The 16,372-nt window shown below is 44.2% G+C and carries 12 protein-coding genes; 3 read left to right on the top strand and 9 right to left on the bottom strand.

What is annotated here, in order from left to right:
- Positions 1-4: 4 nt before the first annotated feature.
- The 3 genes from P0M28_RS16635 to P0M28_RS16625 all read right to left on the bottom strand — a co-directional run bounded on the left by P0M28_RS16635 (position 5) and on the right by P0M28_RS16625 (position 4,579).
- Positions 5-1,894, bottom strand: a complete 1,890-nt coding sequence (locus P0M28_RS16635; protein ID WP_302203632.1) for a transthyretin-like family protein — start codon at positions 1,892-1,894, stop codon at positions 5-7.
- Between the two features lie 214 nt (positions 1,895-2,108).
- Positions 2,109-2,504 carry a PAS domain-containing protein gene (locus P0M28_RS16630; protein WP_302203631.1) on the bottom strand — a complete coding sequence of 132 codons (396 nt, stop codon included), beginning with the start codon at positions 2,502-2,504 and terminating at the stop codon, positions 2,109-2,111.
- A gap of 32 nt (positions 2,505-2,536) precedes the next feature.
- Positions 2,537-4,579: a PAS domain S-box protein gene (locus P0M28_RS16625; RefSeq protein WP_302203630.1), complete on the bottom strand. Its 2,043-nt coding sequence runs from the start codon at positions 4,577-4,579 to the stop codon at positions 2,537-2,539.
- Between the two features lie 213 nt (positions 4,580-4,792).
- On the opposite strand from P0M28_RS16625, the gene P0M28_RS16620 reads away from it, so the two are divergent.
- From P0M28_RS16620 to P0M28_RS16610, 3 genes are all read left to right on the top strand, one after another.
- Complete coding sequence (locus P0M28_RS16620) at positions 4,793-6,718, top strand: CBS domain-containing protein (protein WP_302203628.1); 1,926 nt, start codon at positions 4,793-4,795, stop codon at positions 6,716-6,718.
- Positions 6,708-7,610, top strand: a complete 903-nt coding sequence (locus P0M28_RS16615; RefSeq protein WP_302203627.1) for a succinylglutamate desuccinylase/aspartoacylase family protein — start codon at positions 6,708-6,710, stop codon at positions 7,608-7,610. Before P0M28_RS16620 ends, P0M28_RS16615 begins: the two co-directional genes overlap by 11 nt.
- Positions 7,611-7,865: 255 nt before the next feature.
- Positions 7,866-9,941: a tetratricopeptide repeat protein gene (locus P0M28_RS16610; protein ID WP_302203626.1), complete on the top strand. Its 2,076-nt coding sequence runs from the start codon at positions 7,866-7,868 to the stop codon at positions 9,939-9,941.
- Between the two features lie 165 nt (positions 9,942-10,106).
- On the opposite strand, the gene P0M28_RS16605 is transcribed toward P0M28_RS16610, so the two are convergent.
- The 6 genes from P0M28_RS16605 to P0M28_RS16580 form a co-directional block, all read right to left on the bottom strand.
- Positions 10,107-10,739, bottom strand: a complete 633-nt coding sequence (locus P0M28_RS16605; RefSeq protein WP_302203625.1) for a 3-keto-disaccharide hydrolase — start codon at positions 10,737-10,739, stop codon at positions 10,107-10,109.
- 9 nt (positions 10,740-10,748) lie between these two features.
- Positions 10,749-10,997: a carbonic anhydrase gene (locus P0M28_RS16600; RefSeq protein WP_302203623.1), complete on the bottom strand. Its 249-nt coding sequence runs from the start codon at positions 10,995-10,997 to the stop codon at positions 10,749-10,751.
- 74 nt (positions 10,998-11,071) lie between these two features.
- Positions 11,072-11,521 carry a hypothetical protein gene (locus tag P0M28_RS16595; RefSeq protein ID WP_302203622.1) on the bottom strand — a complete coding sequence of 150 codons (450 nt, stop codon included), beginning with the start codon at positions 11,519-11,521 and terminating at the stop codon, positions 11,072-11,074.
- Between the two features lie 131 nt (positions 11,522-11,652).
- On the bottom strand, positions 11,653-12,588 hold the full coding sequence (locus tag P0M28_RS16590) for an ADP-ribosylglycohydrolase family protein (RefSeq protein WP_302203620.1): 936 nt from the start codon (positions 12,586-12,588) through the stop codon (positions 11,653-11,655).
- A 208-nt stretch (positions 12,589-12,796) separates the two neighbouring features.
- Positions 12,797-13,684: a DUF808 domain-containing protein gene (locus P0M28_RS16585; protein ID WP_302203618.1), complete on the bottom strand. Its 888-nt coding sequence runs from the start codon at positions 13,682-13,684 to the stop codon at positions 12,797-12,799.
- A 161-nt stretch (positions 13,685-13,845) separates the two neighbouring features.
- On the bottom strand, positions 13,846-16,299 hold the full coding sequence (locus P0M28_RS16580; protein WP_302203616.1) for an FtsX-like permease family protein: 2,454 nt from the start codon (positions 16,297-16,299) through the stop codon (positions 13,846-13,848).
- Positions 16,300-16,372 lie beyond the last annotated feature (73 nt).

Below are 16,372 nucleotides of genomic sequence, written 5' to 3'. Positions count from 1 at the left end.
ACAGCTATTCTCCTACACAAAATGCCAACTCATCGCGATCAAAAGCATCACCTCTTCGACCGTAGCCAGAAGTTAACCGATACGTAGAGGTGAGCTTTAGAATATAAGCACAGGGTGAAAGACCACTGTAGGTCTGAGCGCCCGAAGCCTCTCGGTTACTGTCAATAGTCAGATTAACCGAAGGGGGAGCCGTGTTACTTACTAACCGGAGGGTAGCAGACTCTAGGTACGGATGGTAGCAAGTGTAGCGAGCGTTTACCGTGCTGCTAAGTTTCTTACAACCTGAATCTGCCCCTATAAGCTCATTGAGATCAACCATACAAACACCTTTTAGGGTAACTGATCCGCCGACCCAATTAGGATGGCGGGTTTGGGCGAATTCGCCATTCCAAACTACAATCTTATCAAGGATGTTGGTTGATGATAAGATAGACGAACCCACCTCCCGAGCTTCAAAAATAATTCTGAAAGTAGGGTGAGGCCCAGAAAAGCGGTCAGACGCGTTCATGGTATTGCCAGCTACGTGTACCGTAGGATTGTTCAAATTAAACGACTGGGTAAACAGTTGATCTGTATCAATAATCGCCAGTGATACTCCACTACCGAATGATGCTTTAAATAATCCGGTGGTTTCAGGATTATTTAACCGGGGCACTTTAATCCATCCATCTGCGTCGGGATCTACATTATAGGTAGCCCCTGGGTTTTTTAGATAGTACGGAAATGTGCGGAAGTAGCCAATACCGGGAATGGAATCCGATATAGAAGGATCGTGAGGAAACACGCGCTGTACCGAGCCAATAGTTGTTGTTTGTATCAGATTAATAACTTGAGCCGCACTTAGCTCAACTGATGTATTCACGTTGATAATCCGAAAGCGGTACTCCATCTCATTGCTGGCATAGCCACTAGGTAAATCTCCGTTCAGTGGAATATCTTTAGTAAAAGCATTCTTCTGGCTATCGTTGGTGAACCCATTAGTGTCAATTTGGGTCAGTATTTCGTAAGCTCCTACGTGTGTAAATAGAGCGGGTTCGTATTCAATGGGCGGTGGTGGCGGTATTAATTTAGGGTCTACGCAGAGGTTGATACAAAAACAGTTGCCAATATCCTTTCGGCCAGCTATCTGTCCATCGGGTCGCTTCTCTTCTAAGAATACAGTAGAGGGTGATCCGGTAGTTTCTACCTTGAAGTACACATCGGGACCGCTATTAAAGGGCGGAAACGGGGTTTCAATGTTTACCGTGGGCGATAAGAATGTTTGTTTGAAATCGCTACTGGTATAATCAATTCTAAAGTGACCATCGCTATCGGTAACCGCCGAACCCAAGACATCATCTTTGAGCCAATCGGCGTCGAAGGCAGTTACTTTCACATTCTCGATGGGGCGATTATTGTTTTGGCAGTCGCGAATTTTACCACAAATAACCCAGGCATCAAAAAGACTGCGGATGCCGCACCAGAAACGAGCGGGCAAGCACTCATCCCAAACGGCTACCAAGTCTTTATCCCGTTCGCGCCACTTAGGCTGCCAAACAGTAATGGTGAACTGCACCGGATCGTCCTTCTTTTTTTGCTCTTTCTGATTGGGAACCGCCTTTACCAGTACATCTATCTCGATAGCTTCTCCGTTGTAATCCTGCTGGTCGCTATTTAACTTTAGTGTAAAGTTGCCTTGCTGGTCGGTAGAGGCTTCGGTCAACAATTGCTTTTCTTTTGCCTTCACAGCTTTTTCGTCCAGCATTTGAAGGGTATCTTTAGAATCGCTTGCCATGCGGCGATTCGTGTTGTTATCAATGTTGACCCGATACAGACGTACGGTAGCTGGAAATAAATCTTCCCGATAGTCATCGCAGAGGTGGGCACAAAGGTGCCCCTGAATCATGTAATTCATATGTTAAAACGGTTTGGTTGCCAAGAAATGTAAAGACGTCTCGGGTGAGTAGGAGGGTGAGCTAATAAACGCTAGTATGGTTTAGTAGCGACAAGACTAAATATGTAACCTGATTGACCAAAAAGTACGGTACTTTTTATCCAAATATTTTGCTGGGCAAATAAAAAAGCCTACCCGCAGACCGAGTAGGCTCATTTAAGAAGTTTAGTACGTATTAGGCATTTTCTACTTTTACAAAGGTGATCTTATGCGGAGCGTTGTTAATCTTATCGGAGTAACCAGCGTCTACACTTATTTTAAGTCGTTTACCACTTTTACTTAGCACTTCCCACTCGCGCATCATCTCAATCTGAATATCCATAAATTCTTCGTGCAGATCGGATAGTTCGGTTTGGGTTTCTTGGGGGACTACTTTCAGAAAGCTTTCTCCAACCAGTTCGCTGCGGTCGTACTCGTACCATTTAGTGTAATTTTCATTTACTGCCACAAATTTTGCCTCTTCGTTAGTGATACAGATGGCTAAATCGGTGTCCTCAATGATTTTCTCAAAATCTTCGGGTCTTTCATCTAGGGCTTTTTTCAGGCGAGCGGTTTCTTGTAAATCAATCATGGCATTTTTGCTTTATGGTTAAATAAAAGGGGCTACTTACTCTTTGATCTAGATTCAGTTAAGTTTGTCTGCAGTACTTCAATCTGCCGGTCACGCTCCGCAATTTCACCTTTAAACTTTTCCCGAAGTTTCACCAGTCGGTCATAAGCCTTTTGCTCAACTTCCTTAATGCGCGATCGCATCAACTCTTCATTGGTTCTTTGCCGCTCATCTTGGGTAAGATCGCGGATTACGCCGATGAACATCCGCTGTTTACCTACCTCACTCTCTTGCATTTTTAGTTCGGCTAGAAATACGTCTCCATTTTTGCGCCTAGCTTCTACTGTTTGTAGTTCACCCACGATGAGTGCTGTATCCGATTGGGTGCCAACGTTCTTGTCTGCCGGTGATGCTAATAGCTTATCGAAGGATTGGTTTTGTACTTCATCGGCAGAGTAACCGAACATTTCTTCGGCTGCCGGATTAAACATTTCTACGTGTTCCTGATCCGTAAGCACAATAATGCCATCCGAAGCACTGTCAAAAATGGCTTGTACTTTCTCTTGGTCGCGATGCGCTGCTTCTTGCGTAGCTTGCAGTTCTTCCATATTCTGGCGCATCTCCTCTTCCTGCGCTTGCAACTCTTCGGCCTGTTGCTTTGATTCTTCTAGCAAACCGTGGGTACGCTGAGTGGTACGTACTACTGAGATAGAAGAAGCTACAATCTCACTAATTTTTTCCAGGAAATCGACCTTAAAGGTACTTAGCTCCTGGAAGGAAGCAATTTCCAATACTCCTAGTACTTCTTCGTTAAATTTTAAGGGTATAATAACCAGATATGATGGAGTAGCCTCCCCCAGTCCTGAAGTAATCCGCACGTAATTTTCTGGAATTTGCGTAAGCCGAATAGTTTTCTGCTCCACAAAGGCCTGACCAAGTAAGCCCTGACCAGGTTTAATGATCTTTTCTTCGTACTTCTTTGTGTCGTAGGCGTAGCAGGCCACCATTTCTAAATGAGGGTTAGAGGTCTCTTCGCTAGCAATGAAAAGCCCCCCTTGATTAGCACTGGCGTACCTGACAATATAAGCCAGTAATTCGTCACCCAAGGTGCTTAGATCAGTTTGGTGAGTGCGAGCAATTTCGGCTACCTTGCCTTCTCCCTCAGTGGCCCATAAACGAAGTTCATCCTCTTGCTTTATCTGGTCGAGCTTTTCCTGCATTTTAAGCAACTCCCCCACCAGTGTATTCTCATTCAGTTCTCTTTGGGTATTGCTTAGCTCCGTCCACTCTGATTGCCCTGAGCCTAAGTTTCTAATAAAACTGGTAACCTTTTCCAGGTTCTGAGTTAGGTAACCAATAATTTGTTCTGCTTCTTCACCACTACGGGCATGTCCGTCGTTATAGACAAATTCTCGATTGCTATTGTCTAATTGCCCCAATAGCTGTCGACGTACTCTACCCTCTCGCGTAAGCCGGAGAATGACTAAGACTAAAATGGGGATTCCTATAATAAGTAGTGCAGCTTGCACTATTGTAGTATAGCGTTGAACAGTGTCGTACTGCTGCTGAGCATCTATCTGTAACTGACTAATATAGTCTATCGCATCTGTATTAAACGCATTGTAGATAAGCCAAATATTATATCTAGGATTACCTGCAAGAATGCTGAGTGCTTCCTCCTTCCTCCCTTGTCTAGTTAGATCAATCATTTCACCAACTAGGCTAATATAGTCCTTAATGGCTTTCTCATTATCAGCCATCAATCTTTCTTCTGGGTAGTCTTGCTGTAACAGATAGTAAGATAGCGAATCCAAATCCTGCTCGTGCTTTTCCAAGGCACCTTTATAAGGCCCTAAGTACCTTTCTTCCTGTATTAGGGCATAGCCTCGAAAACCCATGTCGGCCCGGGTGATATGAGACCATATTCTATCAAGAGTTTCGCGAACCTTTAGTAGAGCGTCTTTTTTCTCTTGGTGCTGGGCTGCTCCCAATCGGCTGTAGAAAGCAGTCGTTGAACTGGCCAAAATCAGCAATATGATGAAGCCGATAAATAGTGAAATACTATTTCTTCTTAAGAAATTTCCTTTTTTAGCCATCTAATTGGTTGGTATTTCTGCGCTGAAAGCTATTCAGCTAAGATCGCTCTTAGTTCATTCCACAAATGAATAATCTGGCACTTGATCTTACATTGTAAGATTTCGGTACACCTTTTTTTGAGGCAGGTACAGTTGTATCAGTTAGATTAGGTTTCCTAAACCCTGCGAAGCAAAAATCATTTATTATATTGAGCAAGCAACCTAATTTAGCATATGGGCACACTAAACGTCAAGCTGGTTTCAAGTCGGGATGATCTTAACCGCAATACTAGAAATATCTTACAAGACCTAAAAGCATTGGAAACGATGCTAGAGGAATCCTGGTTTAACGAGGCTCCCATCCACATTGGGGCGGAGCAGGAGTTATGCCTGGTAGATTCTCACTGTAAGCCTAAACCCATTTCGCTAGAAGTACTCGACCGCATTCAGTCCCCAGGATTTACTACTGAGCTAGCGAAGTTCAACATTGAAATTAATCTTGATCCACTAGAATTTACGGGCAGTTGCTTTTCTGATCTGGCGCAAAGTATTGCCCAGAATATGGATGAGCTTTACGCATTGGGTTCCGAAATGGGCTTTGACCCAGTGATGACAGGGATTCTCCCTACGCTGCGGAAGACCGATATGGAGGATCATAATTGCACTCCTTTACCACGCTACCACGCCCTGATGGAAGCTCTTAGCAAATTACGAGGACGCGAGTACGAACTAAGTATCCGAGGAATTGATGAACTGAACATTAAGCACGATTCAGCCATGCTGGAGGCCTGTAATACCAGTTTTCAGGTACACTTGCAAGTTGCCCCAAAGGATTTTGTCCAGAAGTATAATATTGCGTTAGCCATTGCGGCTCCGACACTCGCCATTGCGACTAATTCCCCGTTTCTGTTCGGGAAACGGCTTTGGAGTGAAACTCGCATTGCGCTCTTCCAGCAGTCAATTGATACCCGAGTAGTATCCGAACATTTGCGCGATCGTAGTCCGCGGGTAACGTTTGGCAATCATTGGATGCAGGATTCGATCATTGAACTGTACCGAGAGGATATCGTTCGTTTCCGACCGATGCTGATGACCGATCCTGATGATGATGTGACCCAGATGATAAAAGAAGGAAAAACTCCTGACCTTAGTAGTCTGATGACCCACAACTCTACCGTGTACCGCTGGAACCGCCCCTGCTACGGGATTAGTCCCAACGGGAAACCTCACTTGCGGATTGAGAACCGCTTACTACCCTCTGGTCCCAGTATTGTTGATGAAGTAGCCAACTCCGCCTTCTGGTTGGGGTTGATGGAAGGAGCTCACCAAGAATACGGCGACATCACCCAAAAGATGGAATTTGACGATGTTCGGTCTAATTTTATTTCCTCTGCCTTTGCCGGGCATGATACTGACTTGACTTGGCTCAATGGGCAGAAAATTAGTACCAGCGAACTAATTGCGAAGGAATTGCTACCGCTGGCTCGGCAGGGTCTAGAGAAACGCCAGGTGAACTCCGAAGATATAAATTACTATCTGGGTATTATTGAGTCTAGAAACCAATTGCGTCGCACTGGGTCTTACTGGATTCTGCAATCATTTAGCAAGCTGAGTAAGGAGGTACTGAGCGACGAGCGGTCGTCCACACTAACTTCGGCAATGATTAAGAACCAAAAGTCGGGTAAACCTATTCACGAGTGGGAGCTAGCTGCTCGGCAAGATTCCCGGGAGTGGTCGGCTACTTCCTTACTGATTGAAGAGTTCATGACCCGCGATGTGTTTAGCGTAGAAGAAAACGATATTCCTGAACTGGTGGCGAATATTATGGACTGGCAACGGGTGCGCTTCGTTCCGGTAGAAGATAAAAAGGGACATCTGTGTGGATTGGTAACCGCTCGCCGCCTGATTCGCTATTTAGTAGATAGAGCGGGAAATGATAAATGTGAAGAAAAACCCGTAAAAGACTTGATGATTAGCAACCCCATTACCATTGCTCCCGATAAAACCGTAATGGAAGCCATGAAACTAATGCAACAACATAATGCGCCTTGTTTACCGGTGGTAAAAAACAGCGCACTAGTTGGCATCATTTCGGAGGGTAATTTTTTAAATGTAACCGCAAGCTTATTGAATGTACTGGAAGAACAGCATGAAGGATAGAATAATTGGTCACCTTACCCAGGGACGACCCGGACCGTTGGTCATACTAATTGGGGGATTACACGGAAATGAGATAGAGGGAGTTCGAGCTACGGAGCGAGTATTTGAACAACTGAAAAAATACACCATCAACGGAGAGATTATTGGCTTGCGGGGTAACCTGACCGCTATTGCCCAACAGCGCCGGTATGTAGCGTATGATTTAAATCGTTGCTGGACAGAGGCGCACTTGCGGTTCTTACGCTCAGGAACTATTGAACACGCTAAACCAGAAGACCAAGAAGCCATTGCGCTGCTGGAGATCATCGACCACTACGCCGAACAATCAGTTTCTACTAAAGTTATAGCCGACTTACATACCACATCGGCACAAAAGGGCAATTTTGTTATTGTGCCGGAGTATTACGCCAACCACCCGGTAGTTGAAGCTTTGCATATTCCGATTGTGGTGAACATGGAATACTTTCTCCGGGGCACTTTACTAAACTACAGTTGTGAACGAGGCTTTATCTCCTTTGCCTTCGAGGGTGGACAAATTGGCTCTTCCGAAGCTATTGATCTGCACGAAGCCGGTATTTGGTCAATGCTGCTAGAAGCGGGTGCTGTAGAAGATACTCCCAAAAATTTCAAGGAAGATCTGACCAGTTACCTACAGCAGTTAGCGGATGGTTTACCGAACCGAGTCACGGCAAAATCGATGCACGTAGTACACGAAGGGGCTAACTTTAGCATGAAAGCCGGTTACTTCAATTTTAAACCGGTACAAAAAGGGGAAGTACTAGCCCAAGATAAAGACGGCCCAATTGTGTCGCCCCAAGACGGACTTATCTTTATGCCCCTCTACCAAAAAGAAGGTAGCGACGGTTTCTTCATCGTTGATTTAGAGGAGTAAGAAACACATATTGAAAGAGTAGCTAAAACAGCCCTCTTTGAGAGAAGTTCATATTTCTCGCGTATATTATATTTTTACGATAAATAATATTATTTTTGTTGTAAAAATATAAGTTTAGTAATACATAGAATCACCTTTTGCTCTTTACTCTTCCTTTCGTTTCATCAACTAATCGCCAAGCCTATTTGCCATACTGATGAATGGCAGGGTGAGTGGTTAGGCTATTATGAATTTAATATAACGGGAAATCAGTTCATGATGGCTCTTTCTTTAGAACAGGCGAAGAAATGTCAGGTAGACGGACACATCAGTTGGCCAGATTATTTTAATAGCAAAACGTATCTTCAAGGGGCTATCAACAATGACACCTTACTTATTCGTGAAGAAGCATTAGTGCAGGGCATAGAGATGGATTTACAATCCACTTATCAAGCAGTTTTGATTGAAGAAGGGGAAATTCAAGGGAAAGTATACGACTCAAGCAACGTGTGGATTGCCAGTTTTACGCTTACCGGTATTGATAAAATGGACAAAGAAACGCTACAAAGCTGGCAAGATAAGCAACAACAGCAAGTAGAGAAGTTTGGTACAGCCAAAATCTTGGAAGAAAACCTTCAGATCGAAATAAGTGAAATTATCCAAAAGCGAGCACCAGAAGCAAATCAGCCATCCTTTTCTACCGTAGAGATTACCGCAGATGCCAAGGTTGGTCAGATGCAATTGCCGATGTATATTGCTATTAAACAGCCTAACTATATTTACCTCGAGACATCTTTTCAGAATCTTAAACTTATACGATCAAGCTACGATTCAATCACCTGGAGCTATGATCCAATGAAGGATAAGGTGACAATTCAAAAGAACGAAGAGGAAGTCGATTTTGGTCAGTTTAGTAGTTTTGCGGGGGCTGACATCAATCACCTAATAGATTCTTCGGAGTTTATAGTCTCTGAAATAAGAAACTCACTACTGAACGGGGAAGAATGTTACAGAATACTATTAACCAATAGAGATGAAAAACAGATAATATTTATCGATAAGAAGACAGGACATTCGGTGCGAAAGGATAAAAACACTGAAATAGAATACTATTTATCTTATCGAAATTATAGTGGATTTGATTTTCCCTCGACGGTAATTCAAGTTGACTTAAAGAGTAGAAACGAGTTTTCTATTCAAGAAGTCTCTATCAATATACCTCTTGATGATAGTCTTTTCTTTATTCCTGCTCACCTGAAAAGTAAGGTAGAAGCAGAAGTAAAAGACGGAGATTATTACAATGAATTAGGAAACGAAGAATTCAAGAATAGTGAGTTTGATTTGGCTCTTCAACATTATTCAAAAGCTATTGCTCAGAATCCTAATAACGGAATTTACTACTACAACCGAGGGGTAGTCAAACTAGAAACTGAAGACTATTACGGAGCCATTAGCGACTTTAATCAGAGTATCTCTCTAAAGCCAAATTACTCAGCAACCTACAACCGATTGGGCGTAGCTAAATTTAAATTGGGTGACTATACTTCGGCTATTACTGATTTTGATAAAGCAATAGGATTGGACAGTACCTTTGAAAAAGCCTACTATAATCGTGGGTATACTTACCTTACTCTAAATGAGTACGAAGATGCAATGCGTGATTACCAATATCTCACGACAATTGACTCTACCAATGGCGACTATTTCTTTCACGTAGGATTCACCTTGGCACAAACCGGAGAGCATACTGAGGCGATTCGTTATTACGAGCAAGGGAAAACATTGGGGTACGAAACTGCCAATACACATAACTATCTCGGCGTATCCTACTACGCAGTAGAAGATTACCAGAAGGCACTTGTTGCATTTAAGGAAGCCAGTCGGCTTGATACGCTAGACGCTACCAAAACACTAAATTTGGGAAAAGCTTATTATGAGCTTGAACGATACGACTCGGCTGAAATATTTATAAATAAAGCCCTATCTGTAAGTTCAGATAATGACGATGCCATCAGCTATCTAGGACTGGTTTATTATCAGCAAGAAGACTACAATCAGGCTATTCACTATTTTACTGAGGCAATAAAGATTATGGATCAGAATGCCTATTACTTTGACTATCGGGCAAGAGCCAAACGAGAGGCTATGGATTTTGAGGGGGCTGTTGAAGATTTTACGGCATCAATTGACCTCTACTCCAAAGATCCGGTTACTTTTTATGAGAGAGGCATGGTTAAAATGTTGATGAATAATCAGTATGATGCTTGTCGGGACTTTCAGAAAGCTATGGATCTAGGGCTACAAGAAGCGGAAGAAAAGATAGAGGAGACCTGCTTGTTCAATGGCGATTAGCGATAAAGAATTGGGAAACGTTACATTCAGGGCGAAAATGGATTAAACCGGGCCGCCGAACGATCATTGTTCAAGTTTGTATGTTAGCACGTTAGTACAGCAAAGGCTAAATTTTTCTATTGGAATCTGTTACCCTATTGTTGCTAGTATAGGTTCTTGACTGCTTCAGGGAAGTTTTTCTAGCATAATATTCTTATAAAACACCTTCGCTTTACCGCCCCCGTGAATTTGCAAACCAATATAGCCAGACTGAGGAATAGATTTATCAGGCTCGGTATAATCTACGGTTCTTCGCCCGTTCAAGAACAGTTGAATACGGCCATCTTGGGTGCGAATTTCGTAGTCGTTCCACTCATTGGGCTTTAGTAACGTTTCTACTAAGGCAGAGTCTGGGGCAGCTAGAGTTTTACGGCGGCGCGATTCATCGTAGAGACTGGCCCAGTAATCTTGGCCTAAGTCGGCTTGGTAGCCAATCATTTCGTAGGGAGGGTCATCCAGCCGCTGGCTATGAAACTGGATGCCCGCATTGATAAAACCTTCGTCACCCAATAGCTTAAATTTCAATCGCAGCACAAAGTTTTCGTAAGGCTGGGTGGTTACTAGAAAATCATTGTGCGGTACGGTTTCAGCGAGCGATCCACCTATCAGTGCTTCCTCTTCAATCTGCCAGGTATTGGTTGTATCACCTTCCCAGCCCTGGAAAGTCTTCCCATCGAATAGTGCAACGACCTGTTGAGGTGGCTGACTTCCCGAACCAGTTAAAAGGACTACCGCAACAAGAAAACCAACGATCTTCATTAAATAAGACTATTCTTGTAACAATTCTACCTCACCCGTGCTACTTTTGTAGTAGGCCGAAACGATCCTTACGCTTCCTACTTTCAGTCCTCGGGTTAGCGTTGGCTGCGCCTCTTTGAAGGAGTGCTGACCATCGGCCAGAGAATAGTGCCACTGCTGGCCTTCATGAGGATGTCTTTGATACTCTTCAATAAACCGGCGGTTATCTTCCATCAGTTGTTCCAGAGCACTTTGGGCGGTTACAGTGGTAGTAGACATACGTTTATAGGGTTGGGTATGTTGATAATTATTTCTTCGGTAAGCTACAAAATATTTTTTTATAGCATTTACTGCTAATGCTGTTTCTCCCCTTCAAAGTAGACCGCATCTCTTACAAACTGTTTGAATAGATCAACCTGATCTTTAGCTAATTTCTCACCGTATTTTCCAACCAAATAAGCAGTTAGCATGAATAATAGCGCAACTGGAAAGGCAAATAATAAGTTGGATGATTTTCCCAGTAGTAGTTCTGAGACGGCGAAGAATGAAATAAACAGGGCTATTATCCCGATAGTCGCGTAAACAAACAGAAACAAAGACCAAACAGCGGGGCGAGGGCCAACCAGCCCGGAGACTACCGAATGGTGTTGATTTTCTTCATCAGCTTCCACCCTGAAATTCAGTTGAGGCGACCAGTAGTGTACATCTTCCCCGGAAATATCCAGTGTGATATGGTTATTTGTGATTTGCCCTCGGATGTTACTTGGCGAGTTTTTTAGCAGCACCGCAATTCGGTTCAGCACCTCTTCCTTGGTATGTGGAGTTGCTAACTTAAATCGGGGGCGGATATGAGGTACAGTAGACTCGATGTGCGGTAGTTTTAGTAGTAAAGTACAAAATTATCTACACTTTTATAAGCTTAAGTTAGGGGTAACTAATGGAAAGTAAACTCTTTAGCAGAAATAATCCAGACGTTTTGTGCTGTATCTACTGTTCCGCCCATTTCTTCTTGTACTACCCTATCAATAATCGTTATTCCGTTAGAAGCCATGTTCTCAAAGGTATCAACGCCCTCGTTAGGAAATTTCTGCCGGGTACGATGAATGTTAAATCTATTGGAAAATTCACGACCAAAGGCTTTTTCTATCCCATCTTTCCCAATCAGAAAACCAAGTAGCCCGCCCCAAGTAGCGGTAGGGTTATCTGAGTCCCAACCGGCCAGTGCACCAATCTTGATTGTTTCCACAATGTCGCCTTCACCGTAAAATAAACTAATCAGACTGGCCGCAAAGTTGATTCCGGCAGCAAAGCAACCGTTGCAGGTAATGTTACGGGCAGTGATATCGTACCCATCTTGTTGGTTTACTTGATAGCGGTAGTACACGGAGTCTCGAGTTTGCTCCCAAGAAATTCTTGATTCGTACTTTTCTTGCACATAGTCGTACATGTGGGCAGTGTAAGAGCTGTCTGGCAAGATCTTGCGAGCCTGACTAGCCAGCTTGCGTAGTTGCTCATTGGTAGTAACCGTAGTGTCTACTCCAGAAGCCAGCGAGTGCATCACCACGTAGAATTCTGAAATACTGGCTGCTTCCTCTCGGGCGGAGGTACGGATTGGCAAGTGAGCCATTTCCAGGGCAATATCGGGCCGGGCGGGGGCGAACAACCCAAATATCTCGGTGATTAGCTGAGCATCAATCATATCAAAGTGCTCGTTCTGAGCGGGATCACTGGTTGCAGGGGGTAGTACTCCTTCTAGCATTAAATCTAGCACTCGCTGGTTCGACACCCACAGATAGTTTTCTTCCTCATGTTGGGTGCTACAGGAAAAAATGATTAGTGGAAGTGCTGGTAGTGTGAGGTAGTACTTCATGATTTAGTGTTGGCTGTTATCAGCCTCAAGATAAGGGTTTGTTGCCCAGAGTCAGTAGTACTTAGTTTCAAGGTTGAAGTTTTAGAAAGTTAAAAGGTTACAGGGTTGTGGAAATTTGCCATTACCCATTGCGTATTGTCCACTATCCACTAATCATCATTCATTACTCATCAATCATCCTTCGTCTTCTCACTTTGGTCTCTCCGGTTTAGGCTTTTTCCGCTATTTTTTTCTTGCCCAACGCGTTCTTAAAGAGGTTGACAATGGGCAGAGATATTACTCCTACAGCTAATCCCGCAATAAATTCACCTAAGATTGTTGGTAGACTATGTACAAGATCGTGGATGAAGTGAATGTTATGCACAAATATTCCTCCACCAACCAAGATCATAGCTAGCGTACCGATCACCGATAAACTTTTAATGATCCAGGGTAGCGTCTTTACCAAACCGGTTCCGATACTTTTTGCAATGCTAGCTTTTCCCTCATTCGCAGCGATCAATTTATAGCCCAAGTCATCCATTCTCACTAGAAGGGCTACCAGTCCGTAGACTCCGACAGTGGCTAGTAGGGCAACCACACTTACCACCGCAATCTGTATATTTAGTGGTTCATCTACCACCGTGCCCAGCGCTATCATGATGATTTCTACCGATAGGATAAAATCTACCAGTATGGCTGATTTTATTTTCTTCTTTTCGTAGGCTACGGCTTCCGCCTCGGTCATGTTGGTAACATTGACACTACCTTTAGTGTGCTTGCGATGAAAGAGATATTCGTATATTTTCTCCGCACCTTCGTAGGCTAAATACGCACCACCTATCAACAAAATAGGGGCAATAGCTACGGGCAAGTAGGCACTCAGGAGAAAAGCAATGGGCAGGATAATGAGTTTATTGAGAAACGAACCTTTCGTTATTTTCCATAAAACTGGTAGCTCTCGAGATGAAACAAAGCCCGACGCTTTTTCGGCGTTAACAGCTAAATCATCGGCCAGAATACCCGCTGTTTTTTTGGTAGCAAGTTTACTCATCGTCGCTACATCATCCATGAGCACGGCAATATCATCAAATAAGGCAAAAAATCCTGACGCCATCTTACTGTAGTATTGGTTTGGGTGTATGCGGAACTAGTTTACAACAGTTCAGTAGTTTTTTTACTGAACAGTAACTAAATAAGAGGGGCAATGGCTCTATTGTTCGGTCAATATGGGTGGTTAGAAAAATTAATTATAATTGTTTTCATCTAAATGAGCTATCATTCGTCCTTTAGAACCGTGGCCGGATTGGCCGAAGCACTACGCCGGGTTTGCCAACCGATAGTGATAATCAGAAGTAGTCCGATAAAGGCAATAGTCAGCAGATACCAGAGTACTGAAATATTGACTCGATAAGCGAAACTCTCTAGCCATCGGGAGATGGAAAGGTAACTAAGCGGTATCGCTACAATTCCACCAATCAATAGTACCCAAGCGTACTCTCGGCTAATCAGTTGAATGAGTGAACCTAAACTAGCCCCGAGCACCCGACGGATAGCCAGCTCCCGAGTGCGGGTGCGTAGTGAATAAGCCACCAGACTGAACAGCCCTAGAAAAGCGATGATAATAGCCAATCCGCTGAAGACAGATAGCAATTGTAGTTGTACCCGCTCTTGCGTATACAGCCGCTGAAACATATCATCCAGAAAATGGTACTCCATGGGGTAAACCGGAAACAGATCATTCCAGATAGTTTGAATATTCGCTAGGGTTTGGGATACTCCCGCCGTTCCTACCTTAATTAGGAAGGTGTAAGTCCAGAGTGGCTCATAGACCATTACCGTGGGATCAACCTCATTCTTCAGCGTTTCTTGGTGGAAGTCTTTCACTACCCCATCGATGGGGCCGTAGGCATACGCCAAAGTACCAATTGACCAGCGTATGTTTTGACCAATCGCTTCTTCCGGCGATGACCAACCTAGTTGGCGCATAGCGGTTTCGTTGATTAGATAGCGAATAGGTTGGTTAATTAAGTATTCTTCAATTGTATTCTCCTCGTCAAACTCAGTCGGATGCCTTCGGGAAAGTTGTTCATCGTAGCGATCTTCTCCAGCTAAAAACTCTAGCCCCATCATTTCGGTAAAACCAGGAGCAACTACCTGAATGTCCATGATAGGTGCCTGCTCGGGGTCGTCATTTACTCCCTCCACTAGTACCGGACCAGCATCACGAATTTCGCTAGAAGGAACCTGACTACAAGCGGTTACCTGCTGAACTCCGGCCAGCGAAGCTACTTCGTCCCGGAAGGAAGGGTAGCGTTCTTTCACGGGATCAGGTACTTCAGGAATTGCCAGAACTTGTTCGGTTTGCATCCCTAAGTTCTTCTTCTGGATGTACTGAAACTGATCGTAGGCGACCAATGCACTGGCAACTAGCAATACCGATACCCCGAATTGTACGGCTACCATCACCCGCTTCACACTAAATTTACCCCGCCGACCAGCCAAGGCAAACGTTTTACTGTGTTTAATAGCTTCTAGCACTCTAAACGAACGGAGAATTACCGCTGGATACAAGCCGGCTAGCAAACCGCTCACTACGGCAAGAGCAATGAGTCCTAACACAAACCAACCGATTGGCATTAGAAATTCTACCCCCGTCAGTTGGCAGAAGTAGGGAAATAGCCCGTAGGCCAGTAAGCTTGCCAGCACCATCGCCACCAACGTATAGCCTACCGATTCTAGCCAGGCGTGGCTCATGATATGCCGTTGATTGGCTCCCATCACGGTGCGAATGCCTACTTCCTGCGAACGCCCCATCGCCAACGCACTGCTTAGGTTGACGTAGTTAATCAGTGCCACCAGCAAAATAAATAGCCCTACGAAGAAGAAGATCGTAACATACAATTGGTTTCCGTTAGGAACAATCTCCCGGGCTAGGTCAGAATTTAAATGAATATCGGGCAAGGGTTGGAAAACGAAGGTGAGCTGCTCAGCGGCTTGCTCATTGGTGTACTTGAGCAAAAAATCATGCATTTGTGCATGAACAGCAGCAACGTCAGCTTCTGCATTCAAGAGCGTATAAATGTAGGCCCAACCCGCCCGTTCATCCTGATCGCGGTACGAAAGTAGCATTTCAACTGGCAAGTGCGTATTGGAAGGTATATCAGCCATCACTCCGGTCACTTTGTACAGTAAATCTTCGGTACCCAATCCACCGGATACGTACAAATCTTCGCCTAGCACATCGGCACTACCAAAGTAGCGACGCGCTACCGTTTCGGTCAGCACTACCGAACGGGGTTGCACCAAGGCTGTTTCGGAGTTTCCAGCGATTAGGGGAAAATCAAATACCTGAAATACCTCCGGATCGGTTACGTAAGCGTGCTTGGGTCGGAACTTCTTATCGTCAATCCGAATGTACTTGCGCTCGTGGTTCTGGAAGCGGATCAGCGTTTCTATCTCCGGTATATCATTCGGTAGCTCATTGACAAAGTCGGCCGGAACCCGAGCCCAGTGTACCTTATAATCTCCTCCCGAATCAAATCGGTACGAGGCCCGGTAAATTCGTTCAGCCTGTGTATGAAAGTTCTCAAAGCTGGTTTCGTAGTGCAGATAAATAGCAATGAAGATACAGGCTGCAAACCCAATGGCTAAGCCAACAATATTCAGCGTGGCGTACAGTGCATTTTTTCTAAAATTCCGAAGGCTGATTTTGAGATAGTTTTTTAGCATGGCGTGGGTTTTGAGAGTTAGAGATTAGATGATAGAAAAGATGGGAGTTTGGTACGGAAAGTATACGAGATAG

Origin of the sequence: Tunicatimonas pelagia, from assembly GCF_030506325.1 — a bacterium.
Classification (GTDB): Bacteria; Bacteroidota; Bacteroidia; order Cytophagales; family Cyclobacteriaceae; genus Tunicatimonas; species Tunicatimonas pelagia.
This window is presented reverse-complemented; position numbering and strand designations above follow the sequence as displayed.